18 protein-coding genes are annotated in these 23,151 nt (G+C 71.2%); 6 read left to right on the top strand and 12 right to left on the bottom strand.

Going from position 1 to position 23,151, the window contains the following annotated elements:
• Nucleotides 1–10 precede the first annotated feature (10 nt).
• From AB0I88_RS35585 to AB0I88_RS35540, 10 genes are read right to left on the bottom strand one after another with little or no spacing between them, the layout of a single operon-like run.
• Nucleotides 11–1,024, bottom strand: coding sequence for a GNAT family N-acetyltransferase (locus AB0I88_RS35585; RefSeq protein WP_361035164.1), 1,014 nt, complete (start codon nucleotides 1,022–1,024; stop codon nucleotides 11–13).
• A 22-nt stretch (nucleotides 1,025–1,046) separates the two neighbouring features.
• Nucleotides 1,047–2,279, bottom strand: a complete 1,233-nt coding sequence (locus AB0I88_RS35580) for an FAD-dependent monooxygenase (protein WP_361035161.1) — start codon at nucleotides 2,277–2,279, stop codon at nucleotides 1,047–1,049.
• Between the two features lie 10 nt (nucleotides 2,280–2,289).
• The gene (locus tag AB0I88_RS35575) at nucleotides 2,290–3,303 is read right to left on the bottom strand and encodes a GNAT family N-acetyltransferase (RefSeq protein ID WP_361035159.1); all 1,014 of its coding nucleotides are present in this window, start codon (nucleotides 3,301–3,303) and stop codon (nucleotides 2,290–2,292) included.
• A 23-nt stretch (nucleotides 3,304–3,326) separates the two neighbouring features.
• Nucleotides 3,327–4,457, bottom strand: coding sequence for a hypothetical protein (locus tag AB0I88_RS35570; protein ID WP_361035156.1), 1,131 nt, complete (start codon nucleotides 4,455–4,457; stop codon nucleotides 3,327–3,329).
• On the bottom strand, nucleotides 4,454–5,647 hold the full coding sequence (locus AB0I88_RS35565; RefSeq protein WP_361035154.1) for an O-antigen ligase family protein: 1,194 nt from the start codon (nucleotides 5,645–5,647) through the stop codon (nucleotides 4,454–4,456). The genes AB0I88_RS35570 and AB0I88_RS35565 overlap by 4 nt, the downstream gene beginning before the upstream one ends.
• Nucleotides 5,644–6,909, bottom strand: a complete 1,266-nt coding sequence (locus AB0I88_RS35560; protein ID WP_361035151.1) for an NAD(P)H-quinone oxidoreductase — start codon at nucleotides 6,907–6,909, stop codon at nucleotides 5,644–5,646. Before AB0I88_RS35560 ends, AB0I88_RS35565 begins: the two co-directional genes overlap by 4 nt.
• Entirely contained in the window at nucleotides 6,902–8,473 is a 1,572-nt protein-coding gene (locus AB0I88_RS35555) for a polysaccharide biosynthesis tyrosine autokinase (RefSeq protein WP_361035148.1), read from the bottom strand. Before AB0I88_RS35555 ends, AB0I88_RS35560 begins: the two co-directional genes overlap by 8 nt.
• A gap of 18 nt (nucleotides 8,474–8,491) precedes the next feature.
• Nucleotides 8,492–9,724: a glycosyltransferase family 4 protein gene (locus AB0I88_RS35550; RefSeq protein ID WP_361035145.1), complete on the bottom strand. Its 1,233-nt coding sequence runs from the start codon at nucleotides 9,722–9,724 to the stop codon at nucleotides 8,492–8,494.
• 6 nt (nucleotides 9,725–9,730) lie between these two features.
• Nucleotides 9,731–10,831, bottom strand: a complete 1,101-nt coding sequence (locus AB0I88_RS35545) for an aminotransferase class I/II-fold pyridoxal phosphate-dependent enzyme (RefSeq protein ID WP_361035142.1) — start codon at nucleotides 10,829–10,831, stop codon at nucleotides 9,731–9,733.
• Nucleotides 10,824–11,594: a polysaccharide deacetylase family protein gene (locus tag AB0I88_RS35540; protein ID WP_361035139.1), complete on the bottom strand. Its 771-nt coding sequence runs from the start codon at nucleotides 11,592–11,594 to the stop codon at nucleotides 10,824–10,826. Before AB0I88_RS35540 ends, AB0I88_RS35545 begins: the two co-directional genes overlap by 8 nt.
• 225 nt (nucleotides 11,595–11,819) lie before the next feature.
• Between AB0I88_RS35540 and AB0I88_RS35535 the strand changes: the two genes are divergently transcribed.
• The 3 genes from AB0I88_RS35535 to AB0I88_RS35525 all read left to right on the top strand — a co-directional run bounded on the left by AB0I88_RS35535 (nucleotide 11,820) and on the right by AB0I88_RS35525 (nucleotide 16,581).
• Entirely contained in the window at nucleotides 11,820–12,842 is a 1,023-nt protein-coding gene (locus tag AB0I88_RS35535; protein ID WP_361035136.1) for a GNAT family N-acetyltransferase, read from the top strand.
• A gap of 509 nt (nucleotides 12,843–13,351) precedes the next feature.
• Nucleotides 13,352–16,222 carry a S8 family serine peptidase gene (locus AB0I88_RS35530; RefSeq protein WP_361035133.1) on the top strand — a complete coding sequence of 957 codons (2,871 nt, stop codon included), beginning with the start codon at nucleotides 13,352–13,354 and terminating at the stop codon, nucleotides 16,220–16,222.
• Nucleotides 16,223–16,353: 131 nt separating this feature from the next.
• Nucleotides 16,354–16,581, top strand: a complete 228-nt coding sequence (locus AB0I88_RS35525) for a zinc-ribbon domain-containing protein (protein ID WP_361035130.1) — start codon at nucleotides 16,354–16,356, stop codon at nucleotides 16,579–16,581.
• Between the two features lie 7 nt (nucleotides 16,582–16,588).
• On the opposite strand, the gene glpK (AB0I88_RS35520) is transcribed toward AB0I88_RS35525, so the two are convergent.
• Nucleotides 16,589–18,085, bottom strand: coding sequence for a glycerol kinase GlpK (glpK, locus tag AB0I88_RS35520; RefSeq protein WP_361035127.1), 1,497 nt, complete (start codon nucleotides 18,083–18,085; stop codon nucleotides 16,589–16,591).
• A gap of 31 nt (nucleotides 18,086–18,116) precedes the next feature.
• Complete coding sequence (locus AB0I88_RS35515) at nucleotides 18,117–18,869, bottom strand: IclR family transcriptional regulator (protein ID WP_361035124.1); 753 nt, start codon at nucleotides 18,867–18,869, stop codon at nucleotides 18,117–18,119.
• A gap of 205 nt (nucleotides 18,870–19,074) precedes the next feature.
• On the opposite strand from AB0I88_RS35515, the gene AB0I88_RS35510 reads away from it, so the two are divergent.
• The 3 genes from AB0I88_RS35510 to AB0I88_RS35500 are packed head-to-tail and all read left to right on the top strand — an operon-like array spanning nucleotide 19,075 to nucleotide 23,112.
• Nucleotides 19,075–19,914 (top strand): MIP/aquaporin family protein, encoded by an 840-nt coding sequence (locus tag AB0I88_RS35510; protein ID WP_361035121.1) that lies wholly within the window; start codon nucleotides 19,075–19,077, stop codon nucleotides 19,912–19,914.
• Nucleotides 19,907–21,412 carry a glycerol kinase GlpK gene (glpK, locus tag AB0I88_RS35505; protein ID WP_361035118.1) on the top strand — a complete coding sequence of 502 codons (1,506 nt, stop codon included), beginning with the start codon at nucleotides 19,907–19,909 and terminating at the stop codon, nucleotides 21,410–21,412. The genes AB0I88_RS35510 and glpK (AB0I88_RS35505) overlap by 8 nt, the downstream gene beginning before the upstream one ends.
• Before the next feature lie 2 nt (nucleotides 21,413–21,414).
• Nucleotides 21,415–23,112, top strand: coding sequence for a glycerol-3-phosphate dehydrogenase/oxidase (locus AB0I88_RS35500; RefSeq protein ID WP_361035115.1), 1,698 nt, complete (start codon nucleotides 21,415–21,417; stop codon nucleotides 23,110–23,112).
• Nucleotides 23,113–23,151 lie beyond the last annotated feature (39 nt).

Genomic DNA, 23,151 nt, shown 5'->3' with positions numbered 1-23,151 from the left:
AGTGTCAAATCTAGCGGTACGGGGGAAACCTTCCCGCCATGAGTTCCGGCGTGGGTGTCCCGGCGAGCTTCTCGAAGGCGATCGGGTCCGTCACCACCCGCCAGGTGAAGAAGTCCTGCCGCCCCGCCGCGAAAGCCGCCTTGTAACGGAACAGCGAGTCGTCCGAACCGCCCACCCCACCGCCGAGGTGGTGGACCAGGTTGCCGTGCTCCCGGCCCCACCGCCGCACCTCGTGGTAGAGCAGTTTGTCCGCCCACCAGATCTGCCCGTCCCGGGTGGACTGCAGATGGGTGTGCATGATCCGCCGGTAGGCGAAGAACAGATTGCCGCCGAGCACCTCGCCGTCACGCAGCGCCACCGCGAGGTGGATGTGCCCGTCGAGCGCCTCCCGCAACCGGTGGAAGTGGTCGGCGCCGAAGAAGTAGAACGCGGTGGCCCCGACCCGCCGCATGGTGGCGTGGTAGGTCTCCACCCACGCGTCCAGCAGCCCCCAGTCGTCGACGGCGACCTCCACCCCGGCCCGCCGCGCCTTGTTGATCTGGTTGCGGTGGGTGCGGTGGGTCTCCTGCCACAGCCGCTCGGGGCTGAGCGCGAGATCCACCGAGACGGTCTCCCCGTGGTGCACCACCGTCCCGGTCCCGGCCAGGGCGGCCGCCGGGGACGGCAGCAGCGGGTGCAGCCGGGCGAAGACGCTGACCACGTCGTTCGTGCGCAGCAGACCGGCCATCGCCTGAGCGGCCCGCTCCCAGAACCCGGTGTCCGACGGTGGCACATCACTGACCGGGCCGGGGTAGCCGTACGGGGAGACGGCGTCCCGCAGCCCGGTGCCCGGAACGTCCCGCAGCACCAGGGGGAGCAGGAACACCTGGCCCATCTCGTCGTACCGGAACGCGATCGGTGTGCCCCCGGAGAGCCGCGCGTCCAGCGTCACGTACGCGGGCAGGTGGTAGACGTCGTGGTGCACGCGCCGGAGCGCGTCCGTCCACGCCGCGTCGCCGGGTCGCAGCAGGGCTCCTTCGGCCATCGGTCATCCCTCCACTGAGGTGTCACGCCGTATTGGGTATCGCCTGCCCCGCCGCCACGGAGTGGGTCGTATGAGGGCGGCGCCGGGCCCGGCTCCACCGGCGGGCGCTCAACGTCCACCGCAGCAGCGTCCGGGGGATCGTGCTCTGCGTCGCCATGTGCAGCAGGTACCGCCACGTCGGATATTCGCCGCGCCGGTTCGACAGGGCGTACGAGAATCGCCGGGCCGGCAGATGCGCGTACTCCGGCATCCGCTCGAACCAGGCGCTGCTGGCCCGGGCCGCCTTCTGCAGCGGCGCGAGCGCCGCCTTGCGCCGATGCTCGTACCGTTCCAGCGCCACCGGCAGATCGTCGCCGGAGGCGACCGCGTCGGCCAGGGCCATCGCGTCCTGCATGGCCAGCTTGGTTCCGGAGCCGATCGCGAAGTGGGTGGTGTGCGCCGAGTCGCCCATCAGCACCACGTTGCCGTGGTCCCAGCGCTGCGCGGTGACCCGCCGGAAGTTGAGCCAGCCGGCGCCGCCCGCGTCGGCGCGCTGGTCGATCAGTTCGGCGCCGTCCAGGTGCTTCGCGAAGATCTCCGCCAGCCGGGCCGCCCCGGCACGCCCGTCCATGCGGTCGAAACCCAGCCCCGCCCACGTCCGCGGGGTGCACTCCACGATGAACGTGCTGGTGTGCGAGTCGAACGGGTACGCGTGGAACCAGATCCACCCGGCCTCGGTCTCCTCGAACCCGAAGGTGAACGTGTCGAACACCTTCGGCGTCCCCAGCCAGATGTACTTGTTCCTGGCGACCTCCACCTCGGCGCCGAAGTGTTCGGCGTGCGACTCCCGGATCCGGCTGCGGGCTCCGTCGCACGCCACGATCAGGTCGGACGGCGGCAGGTCGGCGAGGTCGGCGAGCTCGTCCGACCAGCGGATGTCCACGCCCAGTTCGGTGGCCCGTTCGGCGAGGATCTCCAGCAGCCGGTGACGGCCCAGGCTGAACCCGTACCCGGCCAGGTGGGTGTCCGGTTTGCCGGTGGCCCGCACCTCGTACTCGTCCCACTTGTAGGCGGCGTCCCAGATCCGTTCGGCGCTTACCGGGTCGTACCGGAACAGGTCGTCGAGCAGGTCGTCCCAGAACACGACACCCCAGCCCCAGGTGACCCCGGCCGGGTTGCGTTCCAGCACGGTGACGTCGTGGCCCGGGTCCGCGAGCTTCGCCAGCGTCGCGAAGTACAGGCCGGCGGGACCGCCGCCGACACAGGTGATCCGCATGGCGTGCTCCTCAGCGGTAGGACGGGAAGGTGGTCGTCAGGTCGGCCGGGTCGGCGCCGGGCCGGCGCTCGCGCACCAGCCGCTCGTACGCGACCGGGTCGGCGACCACGCGCCAGGTGTGGAACGCGTGCCGGCTGGGCGAGAACCCGGCCTTGTAGGAGAACAGCGAGTCGTTGGCGCCGCCCTTGCCCCCGCCCAGGTGGAAGATCCGGTCGCCGCGCTGCCGGCACCAGCGGCGCACCGAGTCGTAGAGCAGTTCGTCGGCGTACCGTTTGGGCGCCCGCCGGGTGGAGGAGACGTATCCGGTGGCGATCCCGTCGTACGAGAAGAAGGTGTTGCCGCCCACCACCTCGCCGTCCTCGCACGCCACCACCAGATGCATCCGGTCGCCGACCGCGTCGTGCAGCGCCGTCAGGTGCTCGACGGTGAAGAAGTAGTACGAGGTGGCGCCGACCCGCCGCATGTTGTCGTGGTAGACGTCCACCCACTCGCCCAGCCGGCTCCAGTCGTCGAAGACGATCTCGGTGCCCGCGCGTTTCGCCCGGTTGATGTGGTTGCGGTGGTCACTGCGGGTCTGCTTCCACATCTCCTCCTCGGAGACGGTCAGATCCATCGAGACGGTCTCGCCGTGGTGCACCAGGCCGCCGTGCGCGGAGAGGACCGGCGCGGGCGCCTCGAACAGCGGGTGCATCCGGATGAACGCCGAGACGATGCCCTCGTCCCGCAACGTCCGGACGAACGCCTCGCACGCCTCCGCCCAGAACGCGGAGTCGCCGTGGCCGACCGGGCCGGGGTAGCCGTACGGGGAGATCGCGTCCCGCAGCCCGGAGTCCGGGACGTCCCGCAGGATCAGCGGGATCAGCAGCCGCCGGCCGTTCCTCTCGTAGTGGAACGCGGCCGGCGCCCCGCCGTAGAGCCGGGCGTCCAGGACCACGTAGTCCGGCACGTGGTACATGTCGTGCCCGACGTGCTGGAGCGTCTCCTTCCACTCGCGGGCCGCCGGATCCAGCAGCGATGCCGTCATGTCGCTTTGTCTCCTTCCGGCGCTCAGGACCGCAGAAGCCGGGCGTTGAGCGCCATGTTCGCGGCGAACTGATCGTTCACCACCTGGTGGTTCTCCAGCCGCAGTTGCACGGCCGGGTCGTAGCGGCCCAGCTTCACGAAGCCGTCGGCGAACCAGCCGTTGTCGGAGCCGGTGCCGTCCACGTACGCGTGATAGGTCGTCCCGCCCGGCCAGATCACCTTGGTCAGCAGGGCGGAGAACGCGGCCATGTCGGCGTCCGACCAGCCTTGGCCACGGTCGTGGGCCTCCACGACGTACGTGACGACGCCGTTGGCGTGGCCGACGTCCTGCCCGGGCCGTTTCGCCGAGTCCCACACGTCGTTCCAGAACCAGGCGGTCGGCTCGGCCGGGTTGCGCCGCAACTGGCCGCGCAACTGGGTGCTGATGTGGTCGACCACCGTGTTGCAGCGCGCCTTGCGGGCCTGGTCGGTGGAGAGGTGGGCGAGGTTCATCGCGATCAGCGCCCAGTGCGACGCCATGTGCGTACGCTCGCGGTAGATGTTGTCCCTGGTCCCGCGGGTGTGCCACTTGTCGAGGATGTTCGTCTCGGCGAAGGCGAGCAGCCGGTCGTAGCGGGCCCGGTAACCGGCGTCGGTCATGTCCCGCATGGCGACGAGCAGGTTGGTGCCGTACCGCCACAGGTACGACTCGTAGAGCGGCACCTCGTCGCCGCCGCCACCGGCGCGGCTGGACGCCCAGCCCTGGTAGCCGTCCCGGAACGAGCTGTTGCGCAGTGACTTCGACGGCGCGGCCGAGGCCACCACGTTCTCCAGGAACGTCAGGCCGCGGTCCAGGTAGCGGCGGTCGCCGGTGGCCCGGAACATCGCGGTGCACGAGTCGATGTCGTAGGCCAGGTCGTAGTGGTCCCGGCTGTCCTTGGACCGGCTCAGCGGAAGCCCGTTGCGGTAGGCGAAGTCCCAGCTGCGCAGGTAGACCCCGGTCCAGTACGCCACCGTCTTGATCTTGAGAGCCTCCTGGGCGGAGGGCGGCGGGGCCGGGACCGGGTCGCGCACGTCCGGCACGTCGTCGCCCGCGGCCCGGACCAGGTGCAATCCGGCCGCGCCGGCGACCACCGCCCCGCCGATGGAGGCCGCCAGCAGAGTCCGCCGCCTCATCGGGCCACCACCGCCAAGGGTTTCGATTCCGAGAAGGTGGGGACCAGCGCGGCCGCGGCCGCCATCGCCGCGAAGATCCACGCCAGCCGCGAGTCGTAGTAGTCGCCGGAGAACAGGCCGCTGAGCGCCACGAAGACGGCCGACGCCACGGCCAGGCCGGTGAGCTGGGGACGGTGCCCGCCACCCCGGACGACCCGGGTCCACAGCAGCACCGACACGGTGAGCAGGCCCAGCCCGGCCAGCCCGCCCTCGGCGGCGACCGCGAGCACGTAGTTGTGCGGGTATTCGACGGCCTGGTTGACGCCGATCAGGCCGTAGAACCCGTCGAGACCGGCGCCGCCGATCGGATGGTCGGCGAAGAGGCGGACCGCGGCCATCCAGATGTCGGTCCGTCCGGAGAGATATTGTTCCTGCACGGTCTGTTCAACGAACCGCTCCTGGAACAGGTCGGTGAACTCGGGCGGGGCCAGCGCCGCGATCAGGCCCACCGCCACCAGCGACACCACCCCGGCCGCCGCGACGCCGGCGGCGCTCAGCCGGTGCCGCAGCTTGAGCAGCGCGGCGAAACCGACGACCGCGCCGGCCACCAGCGTCCCGCGCGAGCCGGACAGCACGGTGGCCAGCAGGAAGAGCGGGATGAACAGCAGCGGCAGCTTCCGGCCGGTCAGCATGAACAACGCGATCGCGCTGATCACGCCGAGCACCTCGATCCGGGCGAACACGTTCGGCCCGCCGCCGAACGCCGAGTAGCGGCCCTGCTCGCCGGGCCCGCTGATGAAGATCGCGGCCAGCGCGTAGACGACCGCGGCCACGAAGAACAGCTGGAAGGTGAACCGGATGACGGTCTCCGGGTCGCCGATCGTGTACTGGTGACTCGCCACCAGCAGCACGCCCAGCAGCACCAGGTCCAGCACCTGCGGCCCGACCCGGGCGGCCGGCGGCGCCCACAGCGCCGAGGCGATCTGGAAGAGGAAGAACAGCAGGGCGGCGATCAGCCAGCCCTCCCGGCCCGGTGGGGCCCCACGGACATGCGCCCCGTTCAGGATCAGCACGGCCAGCGCGACGAGCAGGCCGATCACCCGCAGATCCACCCAGGCCAGATCGACCAGACCGGCCCGGTCCAGCGTGTACCGGCCGCCGATCGCGACGAGGATCAGCAGCAGGCCGGGGGCGAGGAACGCCCGTCTCATCGTTCTCTCACCAGGTTGGTCGCGATCATCGCGAAGACCAGGCAGGCGCCGTACCCGGCGAGCGACCCGTAGGCCGCGCCGAGGATCCCGAGCCGCGGGATCAGCACGACGTAGGCCGCGAAGCTCACCACGAAACCGGTGATCTCGGCGGCCGACACCAGACCGCCCCGGCCCTTCGCGATCAGCAGGCCCAGGCTGACCCGGGAGACCGCGTACAGGCCGGCCGCCACCACCAGCGGCAGCACGATCACCTTGGCGTCCGCGTACTCGTGGCCGAACAGCGGCTCGATCAGCAGGTACAGGCCGCCCGCCACGACCGGGACCACGACCAGGGCGTACGCGCCGACGGCCAGCAGGATCGGCGCGGTCCGCAGCGTGCCCTCCCGGTAGGAGGCACGCCACCGGCCCAGCCGCGAGTCGGCGTAGGCCCGCACCGGCCACGCCAGCAGCTCCGTCATGGTCGCCACCGACGCGTAGTGGCCGAGCGCCGCGGTCGACGCCAGCACCGGGATGACCAGGCGGTCCACCCGCAGCATCGCCATGTTCGACAGCGCCGCCGGGAACAGCGCCAGCCCCTCCCGGCGGACCTGACGGTTCATCGCCGGATCCAGCGGGGTGGCGTCCGCGGTCACCGGCAGCCGCATCCAGATCATCAGGTAGACGATCGTCGGTGTGGCGCCGGCGAACAGGTAGGCCAGGAACCACAGCTCCGGGCGGGCGCTGCCTGCGACGTACAGGCCGACCAGCATGGCCAGCAGCAGCAGCGCCTCCAGCACCCGGGCCAGCAGGAAGTCCTTGACCCGGCCGACCGCGATCGCGATCGACCGGGTGGCCAGGCCGGTGGCCTCGATCAGCGCGAACGCCGCCAGCATGGCGACGATCACCGCGCTCGGCGTCAACCGGTCCGGCGCGGCCAACTGCCAGATCACCACGCCGGAGAAGAAGAACAGGCACGGTACGGCGAGCAGGCGGGCGTACGCGCGAACCGCCGGAGCGGGCGCCACGTTGTGGTAGGCGGCCACGAAGCTGCGCTCGGTGCCGAGCAGCAGCACCTGGGTGGCCAGGTACACCACCTGCAGCATGAGGGCGACCTCGCCGCGGTGGGTGGGGCTGAGGGACCGGACCATCAGGATGTTGGCGGCCATCGCCACCCCACCGGTCAGCACCTGCGACGCCAGCAACTGCACGGACGGTTCCCGTAGCAGCCTGCCCACCAGGGCCGGGCGTGCCGGCGCGGCCTCCTCGACCCGCAGCTCACTCACCGCGCCGCTGCTCCTCGTCCGGAGCGGCGGCCGGCTCCTCCTCCTGGGTCGCCTCGCGCTGCGCGGGAACCTGCGGCGTCTCCGGATCGGGCTTCTCCTCGGCGGGCGCCTGCTCGATCTCCGGCGTCACCACCCGGGCCCGGCCGCGTGCCGTCCCGACCGGCGGCAGCGACACGAACGTGTCGTCCAGCCGGGCGGCCGGTGGTTCCCCGTCCAACCCGAAGATCAGCTCGGGACTGTCCGCGCCACCGACCTGGGCGGACTCCTGCCAGGAGCCGCCGGTGGGCAGTTTGCGGGGCAGCGAGTTCAGCACCGCGCCGGCCACCCGGGCACCGACCCGCTGCAACAGGTCGATCGACTTCTCGACGTCGGCCGTACGGGTCCGGTTGGCCCGCACCACCAGCAGCGCGTCGTCGGTGACGTGGGCCAGCACCGACGCGTCGGCCACCCCGTGCAGGGCGGGCGCGTCGACCAGCACGATGTCGTACCGCTCGGTCAGGGTGCGGACCGTGGCCGGCAGCCGGGGCGAGGCCAGCAGCTCGCCCGGGTCGGGCGCGTGCTCACCGGCCGGCAGCACGGTCACCCGGCCGCCCAGCGAGTTCTGCAGCACGTCCGGCACGCGGGCGGTCCCGGCCAGCACCTCGGCCAGGCCGGGGGAGGCGTCCAGCGACAGATATCTGCCGACGCCGGGCGTACGCATGTTGGCGTCGACCAGCACGACCCGCGCCCCGGTCTCGGCCATCGCTATGGCCAGCCCGCACGTCACCGCCGTGGTGCCCTCCTTGCGTCCCGCACCGGTGAGCAGCAGCGACCGGCCGCGATGCGGCAGGCCGGCGTGCGGGTCGGCGAGCACCGGCAGCAGGCTGCGCAGCCGCCGGAACGCCTCGGCCAGTGCCTGATCGGCGTGGCCGTCCCGGGGCCGCCCACCGATCGAGATGACCCCCACCGACGTGAGGCCGAGGCGCCGCAGATCGGCCTCCTCGGTGACGGTGCGCGCCGTCGCCTCCCGGACCGCCACCGCGACCGCCCCGATGAGCAGCCCCAGCACGGCCGCGAAACCGGCGTTGCGGGCCAGATTGCCGGGTTGCTCCACGGTGACCGCGTCCTGCACGATCGAGACCGCCGGGGCGGGCCCGTCCCGTGGGTCGGCCGGCGCGCCGATCTGCCGGGCCAGTCCCACCAGGACCGACGCCGCCGTCGTGACGATCTGCCGGCTCTCCTCGGCCGAGTCGGCGGTCGCCGACACCACCAGCAGGTCGGTGCCCTCCTGCACCTGCGCCGACAGGCTCTTCTGGACCTGGCCGACGGTGACCTCCGGACCCATCCGGTCGACCACGGCCTGCGCCACCCGCGGGCCGGTCAACAGGGCGATGTACGAGTTGAGGCGCCGTGCCCCGGCATCCGGATCGCCGGTGCCTACGCTGACGAAGAGTGTCAGCGACGACCGGTAGCCGGGCGCCCCCGCCGCCGTCAGACCCGCCGCGATGCCGGCCGCCACCAGCACCGGCACCACGAGCCAGAGCCATCGGCGCCGGCACGCCCGTACGTAAGCGCGCAGTTCCACGCTGACTTCCCCCGATCGTCAGGACTGGACGGACTGCTTTTCCCTGCGTGCCGACCGGTTCAGCACCGCCTCGAACTCGTCGAACAGCAGGTCGCGGGAGAACCGTTCGACGGCCAGCCGGTACGCGGCCTCCCGGGCCCGTTTCAGCCACAGCCCGTCGCGCATGTGCCGGACCAGCTGGTACCCGGCCTCCTCGGCGTCCTCCGGATCGAGCACCAGACCGGCCCCGGTCTCGTTGATCAGGTCTGCCTGCCAGCCGCCGTAGTTGATGGCGATCGGCCGGGACGCGGCCAGCGCGTCGAAGAACTTGTTCGCCGAGTTGTCCCACAGGCCGCGGATCGGCCGGACCGTGCTGCTCGACATGGTGGCCGCGCCCAGGATCACCGGCAGCTCCGACTTGGGCACCTTCTCCCACATGTGCACCGCCTCGCCGAGCAGGCCCAGTTCGGCGGCGAGCGCCTTGGTCGGCTCCCACTCCTTGCCGTGCCCGACGATCAGGAACCGCACGTCCGGGTCCAGCTCATTCGCCCGGCGCATGGCCCGGACCAGGTACTCCACGCCGTTGACCACGCCCAGCGCCCCGGTGTAGACCAGCAGCGGCCGGTCGCCGAGCCAGTCGTGCGACGCGCGGAACCGCCGCACCTTCTCCTCGTCGACGGCGAACAGGTCCAGGTCGGCGGCGTTCGGGATGACCGTGGTCGGGGTGCCCGGGCGGCGCGCCACCACCCCGGCGGCCATGCCGGGGGAGAGGGCGATCACCTCGGACGCGTTGCGGTAGGCGAAGTCCGCCAGGCCACCGGCGAGCCGCTGGACGACCGGGTTGCGCAGCGCCCCCATCTCGATCGGGACCTCCGGCCACAGGTCGCGGACCTCGAAGACGAACGGCGCGCGGCGCAGCTTCGCGGCGATCACCCCGGGCACCGCCACGGTGAGCGGGGTGCTGGTGGCGAAGACCAGGTCGGCCCGGAGCCGGGCGGCCTTCGCGGTGGCCAGGATCATGAACTCGGCGAACGCGCGGATCCGCCGGGCGTACGACATGTCGTTGTTGTAGGGGACCCGGAACCAGTGGACCGTCACGCCGTCCTCGACGGTGGTCCGCCAGCCCAGCTCCCGGCTGCCCGGCGTGATGTCGGTGGTGATCACGTCCACCGTGTGCCCGCGCGCCACCAGCCGGCGGGCCTGCTCGTACGAGCGGATCCCGCCGGCCATGCCCGGGTTGCAGTAGTACTGGTGGATGTAGACGATCCGCATCTCGGTTCAGCCCTCCCGGATCGCGTCCACGACGCGTTCCCGGTCGTGTTCGGTCAGCGCGGACCCGCTGGGCAGGCACAGCCCGCGGCGGAACAGATCGGCGCACACCTCGCCGCCGCGCACCACGCAGTCCTGGAAGACCGGTTGCAGATGCATCGGCTTCCAGGTGGGCCGGGCCTCGATGTCGCGTCGTGCGAGCCGGGCGATGATCCGGTCCCGGTCGCCGTCGACCAGGGCGCAGGTCAGCCAGTAGTTCGGCGTGCCGTACCCGGCGATCGGCATGAAGCCGAGATCCGGCAGCGCGGCCCGGTAGTACTCGAACGTCGCCTTCCGGGCCGCGATCATCGAGTTCAGTCGTTGCACCTGGCCCCGCCCCACCGCGGCGAGCAGGTTGCTGAGCCGGTAGTTGTAGCCGACCGTCCGGTGCTCGTAGTGCGGCACCGGTTCGCGGGCCTGGGTGGACAGGTGCCGGGCCTGCTCGGCGACCCGGCCGTCGTCGGTGACCAGCATGCCGCCGCCACCCGTGGTGATGATCTTGTTGCCGTTGAACGACAGCACCCCGGCCAGCCCGAACGACCCGGCCGCCCGGCCCCGGTAGGTGGCGCCCAGGGCCTCGGCGGCGTCCTCGATCAGCGGTACGCCGTACCGGTCGCAGGCCTCCAGCAGCGGGTCGTAGTCGGCGCACTGGCCGTACATGTCGACGGCGATCACCGCCCGTGGCAGCCGGCCCCGTCCGGCCCGGGCCCGCAGCTCGTCGGCGACCAGGACGGGATCCACGTTCCACGAGTCCGGGGTGGAGTCCACGAACACCGGCCGGGCGCCCAGGTAGACCACCGCGTTCGCGGTCGCCGCGAAGGTGAACGACGGCACCAGCACGGTGTCGCCCCGCCGCACCCCGGCCGCGATCAGGGCCAGGTGCAGGGCGGCCGTGCCGCTGCTCAGCGCCACCGCGTGCCGGACCCCGACGATCTCGGCCACCTGCTCCTCGAAGGCGTCCAGGTCGGGGCCGACCGGGGCCACCCAGTTCGAGTCGAAGGCGTCCAGCAGCAGCTTGCGCTCGACGTCGCTGACGTCCGGTGGGGACAGGTAGATACGGGTGTCAGTCATGGACACGGGTCCTCACCGCCAGGATCGGCCAGGCGGGGTGCAGACCCTGCCGGTGGATGAACATCGGATCACCGCCGGGGTGCATGGCCGGCCGCAGCGTGGTGGCGAAACTGCGGTATCCGGCCTCGCGTGCCACCGTCACGTCCCGTTCGCGGAAGTCCACGGCCGGGTGGCCGTACGGTGCGGCGAAGTCCCGGACCTCCACGCCCAGCTCGTCCTCGATCTCCCGTTTGGAGTCGACGATCTCCCGGGCCGCGGTCGCGTCGTCCTGGTCGGCGAGCCGGTGATGGGTGACCGTGTGCGAGCCGAACCCGAACCCGGCGGCCCGCAGCTCCCGGCAGTCCTGCCAGGTCAGATTGCCCGGCTGCCCGACCATGCCGGAGGTGACGAAGAACATCGCCGGCACCTTCATCTCCAGCAGCACCGGGGCGGCCACGTCCCGCCAGGTCAGGTGGGCGTCGTCGAAGGACAGGCAGAAGACCGGCCCGGTCAGCGGCCGCTCACCGGACAGCACCCGCAGCGCCTCGTCCCAGGAGACCATCGGGCCGATCGCGGACAGCGCCCGCAGGTGACGGCGCAGGTCGCGGGCGTACTCGGCGGGAACGTCGTGGTAGAAGGGGAAGTACAGGCCGGGAGCGCGGGGCAGGCGGCGCCGCAGCCCCGCCGGCGCCAGGACGCGGCCCTGCAACCGGGGGCGGGCCCGCAACCGGCTGCGCAGGCCCAGCTCGTTCAGGCGTCGTTTGATGGCCGTGGGCGGCTGCATGGAACCGGCACCCTCCCGCTCGTCGACAGGTCACGGCCACGGGTCGTCGCCCCGCGGCCTTCACCCACGATTGCAAATGCGCGAGTGGTCCGGCAGTAGCAATTGTCATAACGAACGCGAAAGATATTCGCGTCAATTGGAAATAGGCCCGAACGGCTTCTTGCGAAATGGTCTTATGGTTGAGCATCATCGTGCCGGACGTGCTGTGATTCGATCGGGGACCCCATGTTGAAGCTGCACCGGGTGGAACCGTCCGCGGAGCTCTGGGCGGACCGTGCCACCTACACCGATCGCCTGATCTTTCACACCCGCGAGTGGATCGACTTCGTCGCCGAATGCCAGCGTGCCGAGCCGCTGCTCGCCACCGTCACCGACGACGGCCGTCCCGTCGGCCACTTCACCGGCCTCCTGAGCAGGCGTTTCGGGATGCGCATCCTCGGCAGCCCGATGGCCGGCTGGACCACGTCCTACGTCGGATTCAACCTGCGACCCGGCGTCTCCCGCCGCGCCGCGCTGGAAGCGCTGCTTCCGTTCGCGTTCGGCGAGGCCGGCGCCGCCCATCTGGAGATCCGCGACCGCGGTCTCACCGAGAACGATCTCGGCGGGCTCGGACTGCGCTGGGACGCCGCACCCACCGCCGTCATCGACCTGAATCCGACAGAGGACCAACTCTTCGGGGCGATGGCGAGCGCCTGTCGCCGAAACATCCGCAAGGCCGCGAAGTCCGGCGTCGTGATCGAGGACGCGGGCGACGATCCCGCATTCGCCGACGAATTCTACGATCAATTGCGGGACGTATTCGCAAAACAGAATCTGGTACCCACCTATTCGGTGGAAAGAGTTCGGTCGTTGATCCGTCACCTGGCCCCCGCCGGCAACCTGCTCCTGCTGCGCGCCCGCGACGCCGACGGCCGCGGCATCGCCACCGCCGTCCTGCCGTGGTACCACCGCACCATGTACTTCTGGGGCGGCGCCAGCTACCGCCCCTTCCAGCATCTGCGCCCCAACGAAGCGCTCATCTGGCACGCCCTGCGCTGGGCCAGGGAGCGCGGCGTCACCGAGTTCGACTTCGTCGGCGGCAACGCGTACAAGACCAAGTACGGCACCACCGAGGTCCCGGTCCCGTGGGCCCGCCGCTCCCGGTCACCGCTCGTCGCCCACCTGCGCGACGCGGCCAAACAGGGCTTCGCCCTGAAACAGCGCACGGTCGCGCGCCTCACTCGCCCTTCGGTGCCCACACCGGGCTAGAGCATTCTCCCGGTACGCGGTACATCGTCGCCTCTACCGAACCGTCCCGTCCGTGCGGCGCACGCTCCCCGCATGGTCCGGCCCGTGCCGCCCCCGCCGGGCTGAGATCGTAGGCGAGGCCGCGACGCGGCGGCCGAGGGGAGTTCCCGGCGCGTGGGAATCGACGGCGCAGGAGCCGCGCGACGGTTGAAAGACGATGTAACAGGCGCAACTTCTTGCTGAAATCTTGGGCGATCTGTGGAGCCCGATGGGCGGGCCGTGATTTTCGCCATTCGTAAGCGTGGCGACCCCGGCCACTTCGATAGATCTTGAGCAGATAAAACGCCCCAACCTGCAGAAGCCTTATGCGGGCGATGTGAATTGACATCAGCTTGAAACACTATGAAAGAACCGCAAGAACTTGCAGACAGTGGGGGATGTCAATAGCGTGCCTTCCCGTGGTCCGGCCGGCCATGTCCACATCGCGCTCCGTCCCGGTGGAGCGCGGGGAATCGACCGAGGAGGATCTCATGAGGCAGGACCGGAGCGGCCCGGACCCGGATCAGCGAGAACACGGACGCAGCGCCGGCAATCGACCGGCGCGCGGTGGCCGGATCGCCACCGCGCTGGCGGGCGCGGGAGCCGTGCTGCTCACCCTGGCCGCCATCCCGAGCCCGGCACACGCCGCGGCCCCGCCCGGCGCGGGCGACCCGAAGGCCGCGCCGGTGGCAGCGCCCGGCGCGGACGACCCGAAGATCGCGGCGGCGGTCGCGGAGGCCGTGCGCGGCGGCGACGACACCACCTTCTGGGTGATGCTGAAAGACCGCCCCGACCTGACCCCGGCCGGCAAGGCCAAGGGCAAGGCCCGCGCCAGGGCCGTCTACGAAGCCGCGCGCGGCAGCACCGCCCGGCACCAGAGCGGCCTGCGGAAGCTGCTCACCGCACGCAAGGCCCCGTTCGAGCAGTTCTGGATCGCGGACACCGTCAAGGTCACCGGCGACGCCGGCCTGCTCGCGGAGGTGGCGGCCCGGCCCGAGGTGAAGGCCGTGCTGCCGGACACCCCGGTCACCCTGCCGGCCCCGGTCGCCGGCGCGGTGCAGGCCGCCGTCGCCGCGAACGAGTGGAACGTGGACCGCGTCGGCGCGCCCCGGGTCTGGTCCGAACGAGACGTACGCGGACAGGGCATCGTGGTCGCGAACATCGACACCGGCGTCCAGTTCGACCATCCGGCGCTGGCCGCGAACTACCGCGGACGGCAGGCCGACGGCAGCGTCCGGCACGACTACCACTGGTTCGACCCGTCGCACGTCTGCCCGGACGCGAACCCGTGCGACAACAACGGGCACGGCACCCACACGATGGGGACGATGGCCGGCTCCGGCGGCATCGGGGTGGCACCCGGCGTCACCTGGATCGCGGCGAAGGGCTGCGAGTCCAACTCCTGCTCGGCGGCCGCGCTGCTCGCCGCCGGACAGTGGATCGTCGCGCCGACCGACCGCGACGGGCAGAACCCGCGGCCGGATCTGGCGCCCGACATCGTGAACAACTCGTGGGGCGGGGCCTCCGGTTTCGACCCCTGGTATGCCGACGTGGTGCGGTCGTGGACGGCGGCGGGCATCTTCCCGGCCTTCTCGAACGGCAACGCGGGACCGGGCTGCGCCACGGCGAGCACCCCGGGCTCCTACACCGACACGTACGCGTCCGGCGCCACCGACGTCGACGACGCGATCGCCCCGTTCTCCAGCCGGGGCACGGGGCAGGACGGCGGGGTGAAGCCGGATCTGTCGGCGCCCGGCGTGGACGTGCGGTCCAGCGTGCCGGGCGGCGGATTCGCCTCCTACAGCGGCACGTCGATGGCCTCCCCGCACACGGCCGCGACGGTGGCGCTGATCTGGTCGGCGGCGCCCGGTCTGCGCCGGGACGTCGCCGCGACCAGGGAGGTCCTGGACGAGACGGCGACCGACACGGATGACACGAGCTGCGGCGGGACGGCCACCGACAACAACGTGTACGGGCAGGGCCGCCTCAACGCGTACGCCGCGGTGGATCTGGCGGTGCGCCCGGCCGGAAGCCTGACCGGGACGGTGACCGGCGCGGGTGTGCCTCTGGGCGGGGTGACCGTCTCGCTCGGCGGAACCGCCACGCGGGCCGTGACGACCGGCGCCGACGGCGGCTACCGCTTCGGGCGGCTGCCGGCCGGCGACTACCGGCTGCGGGTGACGGCGTTCGGCTACGACACCTTCGAGACCGGCGTGACGATCACCGCGGGTGCCGGCGCCGACGTGGACGCGGCACTCACCACGAGCCGCTCGGGGATCGTCTCCGGCCGGGTCACCGGCGGTGGGACGGGGCTGCCCGGCGTGACCGTCGCGCTCACCGGCACCCCGGTCACCGTCACCACCGGCCGCGACGGCCGCTTCCGGCTGGCCGCGCCGGTCGGCGACTACGAGCTCACCGTGCGCCCGGCGGGCGGCTGCTTCGCCGCCGAGACCCGGGCCCTCACGGTGAGCGGCGACCTCACCCTCGACGTCCCCCTGCGCCAGGCCTCCGACGGGTACGGGCACACGTGCACCGCCGCCACCGGGCAGTACCGTCCCGGAACCGACCTGCTGGCCCTCAGCGGCGACGACGCGACCGCCGAGATCACCCTGCCGTTCCCGATGCCGTTCTACGGCGCCGCCCGCACCCGGGCCTGGGTCAGCACCAACGGCGTGATCGGCTTCGGCACGGCCAGCAGCTCCTTCGCGAACGTGGCGCCGCCCAGCGGCCCCGAACCGAACGACGCGCTCTACGCCTTCTGGGACGACCTGGTGGTCGACGGCGACTCCGGCGTCTACACGGCGGCGGCCGACGGCGTCTTCGTGGTGGAGTGGCGCAACGTCCGGTTCTTCGCCTACTCCGCCGAACGGATCTCGATCAGCGCGATCCTGCACGCCGACGGGACGGTCACCTACGCGTACCGGGGGCTGACCGGGACCCACGCCACCGGGACCGGCGCGACCATCGGGCTGGAGAACGCGGCCGGCACGGACGCGCTCGTCCACAGCGTCGACACCGCGTCGGTCTCCGAGGGTTCCGGCGTGACGGTGCGACCGCCGGCGAACCGGATCGCCGCCACCTTCAACGTCAACCGCACCACCTGGTACGGCCAGAACGTCTACGTCGCCGGGAACCTCGCCGAACTGGGCGGCTGGGATCCGGCGCGGGCCCGGCCGCTGTCCGCCGACGGCTATCCGGTGTGGTCGGGATCGGTGAGCCTGCCGCCGAACACGGCCGTGGAGTTCAAGTACCTCGTCAAGGACCCGGACGGGACGGTCACCTGGGAGGCGGGCGCCAACCGCACCACGGTCACCCCACCGACCGGGCAGTACATCACCCACGACACGTTCGGCGAGCACTGATCCCGGGCATGGCACGTCCGGTCCGGCGACGGGCGTGCCATGCCATGCCTACCGGTGATCGGCTTCGGGCACGTTCCGCTTGCGGTTGGGTATGACCATGGGAGAAGGCGCCGGCGAGTCGAGGAGATCCGATGTTCGTGCTGTTCGGTCTGCGGAGCAAGGACCACCTGATCGGTACGCGGACGATGACCTGCGAGATCTGCCGCTGGGAGGCCCCGCAGCAGCTGATCCGCCGCACCACCAGGTTCACCCTGTTCTTCGTGCCGCTCTTCCCGGTGAAACCGGCCTCCCACTACATGGTGTGCGGCCACTGTCTCGGCTTCCGCAAGGCCGATCCGCGCCTGCTCAGCGCCGTCTGAGGAGCGTTCAGGCGGGCTGGATCCAGTCGAAGGTGCGTTCCACGGCACGGCGCCAGTTGGCGTACTCGCCGGCGCGGACGGCCGGGTCCATGGCGGGCATCCACTGGCCGGCGATGTGCCAGTTGCGGCGCAGGCCGTCCAGGTCGGGCCAGTAGCCGACGGCCAGGCCGGCCGCGTAGGCGGCGCCCAGCGAGACGGTCTCCACCGCCAGTGGCCGGACCACCGGCACGTCCAGCACATCGGCGATCATCTGCATCAGCAGGTTGTCGGCGGTCATCCCGCCGTCGACCTTGAGGGTGGTCAGGGTGAGACCGGAGTTGACGTTCATGGCGTCGACCACCTCCCGGGTCTGCCAGGCGGTCGCCTCCAGCACCGCGCGGGCCAGGTGACCCTTGGTGATGTAGGAGGTGAGGCCGACGATCACGCCACGGGCCTCGCTGCGCCAGTAGGGCGCGTACAGGCCGGAGAAGGCGGGCACGATGTAGCAGCCGCCGTTGTCGGTGACGGTCCGGGCCAGGGTCTCGATCTCCGGGGCGGTGGAGATCAGTTCGAGCTGGTCGCGGAACCACTGGACCAGCGAGCCGGTGATCGCTATCGAGCCCTCCAGCGCGTAGACGGCCGGGGCTCCGGCGATCTGGTAGGCGACCGTGCTGAGCAGCCCGTTCCTCGGGGGTACGAGTTCGGTGCCGGTGTTCAGGAGCAGGAAGCTGCCGGTGCCGTACGTGCACTTGGCCTCGCCCGGGGTGAAGCACGTCTGCCCGAACAGCGCCGCCTGCTGGTCGCCGAGCGCGGCCCCGATCCGTACCCCGGGAAAGGCCTCGGACGCGGTGCCGAAGCCGCCGATGGACGGCCGGACCTCCGGCAGCATGGCGCGGGGTATCCCGAAGAAGTCGAGGGCCCGCGGCGACCAGTCGAGGCCGCGCACGTCGAGGAGCATGGTGCGGCTGGCGTTGGTGACGTCGGTGACGTGCTGGGCCCGGCCGGTGAGGTTCCAGATCAGCCAGGTCTCCATGGTGCCGCAGAGCACCTCGCCGCGTTCGGCCCGGGCGCGCAGGCCGGGCGTGTGGTCCAGCATCCAGCGCAGGCGGGGCCCGGAGAAGTAGGTGGCGAGCGGCAGACCCGAGATATCGGAGATGTCGGAAGCGACCGATGAGGCGGCCAGCGAGTGGACCATCGCGTCGGTGCGGGTGTCCTGCCAGATGATCGCCCGCCCGGCCGGCAGACCGGTGCGGCGGTCCCAGATGACCGTCGTCTCCCGCTGATTGGCGATGCCGAGGGCGGCCACCTGATCCAGCCCGATCCCGGCCCGGTCCAGCACCCGGGGCGCCAGCCGCTCCACGTTGCGCCAGATCTCCATGGCGTCGTGCTCCACCCAGCCGGGCCGGGGAAAGTACTGCTTGTGCTCCTGCTGGGCGAGGGACACCAACTGTCCCCGGCGGTCGAAGACGATGCACCGGGTCGAGGTGGTGCCCTGATCGATCGCGAGCACGAACTTCTCGGTCATCGCGCCGCCCGACCCGTGCCCGCAAGCTCGGTCATCGCGTCACTCCCAGACCCCGTGAGATGGCCCGGGCGGCGTCGCGGACGTAACCGACCAGCCGGGAGCGCGGCCGGTACCGGCTGTCGCAGAGCCGGTCGACCGGGCCGGAGATGCCGATGGCGCCGACCACCAGGCCGCCGTAACCCCGGATCGGGGCGGCGACCGCGGCCTGCCCCAGCGTCATCTCCTCCACTTCCGCGGCCCAGCCGGACTCCCGTACCCGCTCCAGAGCGACGGCGAGCGCGCGCGGATCGGTGAGAGTGAGGCGGGTGAAGGGCGGAAGGTCCGGAGCCGGGCCGCCGGCCCGGTAGGCGAGCAGCACCTTGCCGAGAGCCGTGGCGTGCAGCGGCAGCAGCGTGCCGACGTCGAGGGTCTGGAACGTGTCGTCCGGCCGGAACACGTGATGCACGACGAGCACCTGCCCCTCCAGCACGGTGCCGATCCGGACCGCCTCGCCGCTGCGCGCGGCCAGCGGGTCGGCCCAGTTGATCGACCGGGACCGCAGTTCGTTGATGTCCAGGTAGCTGGTGCCGAGGTGGAGCAGGGCGCCACCGAGCTGGTACCGACCGGAGACCCGGTCCTGTTCGACGAACCCGACGAGTTGCAGGGTCCGCAGGATGCCGTGCGTGGTGCCCTTGGCCAGGTCCAGTGTGCGGGCGATCTCGCTGAGCCCGAGCCGGCCCGGCCCACCGGCGAGGGTCCGCAGGATCGCGGCCGCTCGTTCGATCGCCTGCACTGTTCCGGGCATGTTTCGGACTCTAAGCCACCGTCCGGCAACCCGCTGTGATCGAGGGTTGTTCGCGACCTACATGGACCGTCGCATTGCGCAAAGCGGACAGCATGATCTTTACCGTCGCGAAAACCCTCGCCGATGTTCGACAATGCCGACCGGTGTTCATTGCCCCCTTTCCGGCGGCTCCCTAGCGTCCGGGACATCGAATCCGGGAGGGAGCATGGCCACACGATTCAGAACACCGGGACTCGTCGGTGAGCTCGCGGCGGAGTTCGCCGGCACGATGATCCTCATCCTCTTCGGCGTGGGGGTGGTGGCGCAGGTCGCCGCCGCCGAGATCGGGGACCACGACAGCATCGCCTGGGCCTGGGGCCTGGGTGTCACCCTCGGCGTCTACGTCGCGGCGCGGGTCAGCGGCGCGCATCTCAATCCGGCGGTGACCATCGCGCTCGCCGTCTTCAAGGGCTTCTCCTGGCGGAAGGTGGCCCCGTACTCGATCGCCCAGTTCCTCGGCGCTTTCGTCGCGGCGCTGCTCGTGCGCTGGAACTACACCGAGGTGCTGCGTGCCGCCGACCCCGGTCTGACGATCAAGACGCAGGGCGTCTTCTCCACACTGCCGGGCAACGGCACGCTCCCGGTGGGCGAGTGGGGCGCCTTCCGCGACCAGATCATCGGCACCGCGATCCTGCTCTTCGTGATCCTGGCGCTGACCGACATGAACAACACCGCGCCGGCCGCGAACCTCGGCCCGGTCGTGATCGGGCTGCTCGTGGTCGCGATCGGCATGGCGTGGGGGACCAACGCCGGCTACGCGATCAACCCGGCCCGTGACTTCGGGCCGCGACTCGCCAGCTTCCTCACCGGCTACGAGGGCGCTTTCCGAGATCAGACCGGGTATCTCTATTTCTGGATCCCGATAGTCGGGCCGATCATCGGTGGCATCGTCGGCGCAGGCCTGTACCAGACTCTGATCGGACGCTTCCTGCCGTCGGATTCCCCCCAGGAACCGGGTGAGATACCGACCCGGACAGAAGAGAACGTGGAGGTTCGTCGTGGCTGACTTCGTCGGCGCCGTCGATCAGGGCACCACCAGCACCCGTTTCATGATCTTCGATCATGGTGGCAACGAGGTGGCCCGGCATCAGCTCGAACACGAGCAGATCCTGCCGCGGGCCGGCTGGGTCGAGCACAACCCTATCGAGATCTGGGAACGGACCGTCGCGGTCGTGCGCACCGCCATGCAGAAGGCGAACCTGTCCGCGAGCGATCTGGCCGCGGTCGGCATCACCAACCAGCGCGAGACCACCGTGGTGTGGGACCGGCGCACCGGACGGCCCTACTACAACGCGATCGTCTGGCAGGACACGCGTACCGACCGGATCGCCTCGGCCCTGGACCGGGACGAGCGCGGGCAGACCATCCGCCGCAAGGCCGGGCTGCCGCCGGCGACCTACTTCTCCGGCGGCAAGATCCAGTGGATTCTGGAGAACGTCGACGGGGTCCGCGAGGCCGCCGAACGCGGCGACGCCCTCTTCGGCAACACCGACAGCTGGCTGCTGTGGAACATCACGCGCGGCAACCACGTCACCGACGTGACGAACGCCAGCCGCACCATGCTGATGAACCTGGAGACCCTCGACTGGGACGACGAACTGCTGTCGTACTTCGACATCCCGCGGGCCATGCTCCCGGAGATCCGGCCGTCGTCCGACCCGAACGGGTACGGCGTCGCGCACGTCGACGGGCCGCTCGGTGGCGACGTGCCGCTCACCGGCGACCTCGGGGACCAGCAGGCCGCCACGGTCGGGCAGGTCTGCTTCGCACCCGGCGAGGCCAAGAACACGTACGGCACCGGCAACTTCATGCTGCTGAACACCGGCACGAACCTGGTCCGCTCGGAGAACGGGCTGCTCACCACGGTCTGCTACAAGTTCGGCGACGCCGCCCCGGTCTACGCCCTGGAGGGTTCGATCGCGGTCACCGGCTCCGCCGTGCAGTGGCTGCGCGACCAGTTGCACATCATCAACTCGGCCGAGGAGAGCGAGACCCTGGCGTCGCAGGTGCCGGACAGTGGCGGCGTCTACTTCGTCCCGGCGTTCTCCGGGCTGTTCGCGCCGTACTGGCGGTCCGACGCGCGCGGGGCCATCGTCGGGCTGTCCCGGTTCAACACCGACGCGCACATCGCCCGGGCGACTCTCGAGGCGATCTGCTACCAGACCCGCGACGTGGTCGACGCCATGGCCCAGGACTCCGGGGTGACGCTGGACGTGCTCAAGGTCGACGGTGGCATCACCGTCAACAGCCTCTGCATGCAGATCCAGGCCGACGTGCTCGGCGTACCGGTCAGCCGCCCGGTCGTCGCCGAGACCACCGCGCTGGGCGCCGCCTACGCCGCCGGTCTGGCGGTCGGCTTCTGGAAGAACACCGACGAGCTGCGGGAGAACTGGAACGAGTCGCAGCGCTGGCAGCCGAACTGGTCGCAGGAGCAGCGCGACCACGGCTTCGGCAGATGGAAGAAGGCGGTGCAGCGGACCCTCGACTGGGTGGATGTGGACTGATCATGACGGCTCTCTCTCCCGAGTACCGGGACGCCGCCCTCGCCGCGCTGGCGAGCCGGGAGGTCGATGTGCTGGTGATCGGTGGGGGAGTGGTGGGGGCGGGTTGCGCGCTCGACGCGGTCACACGGGGTCTGACCGTGGGCCTCGTCGAGGCGCGCGACCTCGCCTCCGGCACGTCCAGCCGGTCCAGCAAACTGATCCACGGCGGGCTGCGCTACCTGGAGATGCTGGACTTCGGACTGGTACGCGAGGCGCTGCGGGAACGCGGGCTGATCCTGCAGCGGCTCGCGCCGCACCTGGCCCGCCCGGTCCGGTTCCTCTACCCGCTCAAGCACCGCGGCTGGGAACGCCTCTACGCGGGGGCGGGCGTCACCCTCTACGACACGCTGGCCGGATCCGGGAACCTGCCGCGGCACCGGCACCTGACCCGGCGCGGCGCGCTGCGGGCCTGCCCGTCACTGCGCAAGGACTCCCTGGTGGGCGCGTTGCAGTACTACGACGCGCAGGTCGACGACGCCCGGCACACCATGTTCCTGGCCCGGACCGCGGCCGCGTACGGCGCGCACGTGGTCACCCGGACCGAGGTCACCGGCTTCCTCCGGGAGGGGTCGCGGATGACCGGGGTACGCGTACACGACCTCGAACACGACCGGACGTACGAGATCCGCGCCCAGCAGATCGTCAACGCCACCGGGGTGTGGACCGACGACACCCAGTCCCTGGTCGGCGAACGGGGCCGGTTCCACGTACGCGCCTCCAAGGGCATCCACCTGGTCGTCCCCCGGGACCGCGTGCACTCCTCGACCGGCCTGATCCTGCGGACCGCGACGAGCGTGCTGTTCGTCATCCCGTGGGGCCGGCACTGGATCATCGGCACCACCGACACCGACTGGCGGCTCGACAAGGCGCACCCGGCCGCCTCCAGCAAGGACATCGACTACCTGCTCCGCGAGGTCAACAAGGTCCTTGCGACGCCGCTGGAACGCGCCGACGTGGAGGGCGTCTACGCGGGGCTGCGGCCGCTGCTGTCCGGCGAGTCGGAGTCGACGTCGCAGCTGTCCCGGGAACACACGGTCGGCAGCCCGGTGCCGGGGCTGGTGGTGGTGGCCGGCGGCAAGTACACGACGTACCGGGTGATGGCGAAGGACGCGATCGACGCGTGCGTGCACGGCCTGGCCCGTACCGTGCCGCGGTCGGTGACCGACCGGGTGCCGCTGCTCGGCGCGGAGGGCTATCCGGCGCTGTGGAACCGCCGGGGCATCCTGGCGGCCGAGTCGGGCCTGCACGTGGCCCGGGTCGAGCACCTGCTCGGCCGGTACGGCTCGCTGATCCACGAGGTGCTGGCGCTGATCCGCGAGGATCCGGATCTGGGCCGCCCGATCGAGGGCGCCGACGACTACCTGCGGGCCGAGTTCGTCTACGCGGCCGCCGCCGAGGGCGCCCGCCATCTGGTCGACGTGCTGACCAGGCGGACCCGCATCTCGATCGAGACGTTCGACCGGGGGGTGGTGGCCGCCCCGCACGCGGCCGAGCTGATGGGCCGGGTCCTCGGCTGGACCGGGGCGCAGCGTGAGCGGGAGGTGGAGAACTACCGGCTGCGGGTGGAGGCCGAGCGGGCGTCGCAGGAGCAGCAGGACGACGAGACGGCCGACGCGGCCCGTCTGGGCGCTCCGGACGTGGTGCCGGTGCGCGTGCGATGAGACCGTGTGTGGCTTTCGGGTGCGGAACGCACCCGAAAG

The sequence above is a fragment of the Actinoplanes sp. NPDC049802 genome (assembly GCF_040656595.1).
Taxonomy (GTDB): Bacteria; Actinomycetota; Actinomycetes; order Mycobacteriales; family Micromonosporaceae; genus Actinoplanes.
Note: the sequence above shows the minus strand (reverse complement) of the source record. Positions and strands in the feature narration are given on the sequence as shown.

Excerpts from the sequence above, each read along its gene's own strand:
- AB0I88_RS35570 (WP_361035156.1), bottom strand. The coding sequence starts at position 4,457 with ATGAGGCGGCGGACTCTGCTGGCGGCCTCCATCGGCGGGGCGGTGGTC.
- AB0I88_RS35510 (WP_361035121.1), top strand. The coding sequence starts at position 19,075 with ATGGCCACACGATTCAGAACACCGGGACTCGTCGGTGAGCTCGCGGCG.
- glpK (WP_361035127.1), bottom strand. The coding sequence starts at position 18,085 with ATGACCGAGAAGTTCGTGCTCGCGATCGATCAGGGCACCACCTCGACC.
- AB0I88_RS35500 (WP_361035115.1), top strand. The coding sequence starts at position 21,415 with ATGACGGCTCTCTCTCCCGAGTACCGGGACGCCGCCCTCGCCGCGCTG.
- AB0I88_RS35530 (WP_361035133.1), top strand. The coding sequence starts at position 13,352 with ATGAGGCAGGACCGGAGCGGCCCGGACCCGGATCAGCGAGAACACGGA.
- AB0I88_RS35525 (WP_361035130.1), top strand. The coding sequence starts at position 16,354 with ATGTTCGTGCTGTTCGGTCTGCGGAGCAAGGACCACCTGATCGGTACG.
- AB0I88_RS35575 (WP_361035159.1), bottom strand. The coding sequence starts at position 3,303 with ATGACGGCATCGCTGCTGGATCCGGCGGCCCGCGAGTGGAAGGAGACG.
- AB0I88_RS35580 (WP_361035161.1), bottom strand. The coding sequence starts at position 2,279 with ATGCGGATCACCTGTGTCGGCGGCGGTCCCGCCGGCCTGTACTTCGCG.
- AB0I88_RS35585 (WP_361035164.1), bottom strand. The coding sequence starts at position 1,024 with ATGGCCGAAGGAGCCCTGCTGCGACCCGGCGACGCGGCGTGGACGGAC.
- AB0I88_RS35515 (WP_361035124.1), bottom strand. The coding sequence starts at position 18,869 with ATGCCCGGAACAGTGCAGGCGATCGAACGAGCGGCCGCGATCCTGCGG.
- AB0I88_RS35535 (WP_361035136.1), top strand. The coding sequence starts at position 11,820 with ATGTTGAAGCTGCACCGGGTGGAACCGTCCGCGGAGCTCTGGGCGGAC.
- AB0I88_RS35550 (WP_361035145.1), bottom strand. The coding sequence starts at position 9,724 with ATGCGGATCGTCTACATCCACCAGTACTACTGCAACCCGGGCATGGCC.
- AB0I88_RS35545 (WP_361035142.1), bottom strand. The coding sequence starts at position 10,831 with ATGACTGACACCCGTATCTACCTGTCCCCACCGGACGTCAGCGACGTC.
- AB0I88_RS35565 (WP_361035154.1), bottom strand. The coding sequence starts at position 5,647 with ATGAGACGGGCGTTCCTCGCCCCCGGCCTGCTGCTGATCCTCGTCGCG.
- AB0I88_RS35540 (WP_361035139.1), bottom strand. The coding sequence starts at position 11,594 with ATGCAGCCGCCCACGGCCATCAAACGACGCCTGAACGAGCTGGGCCTG.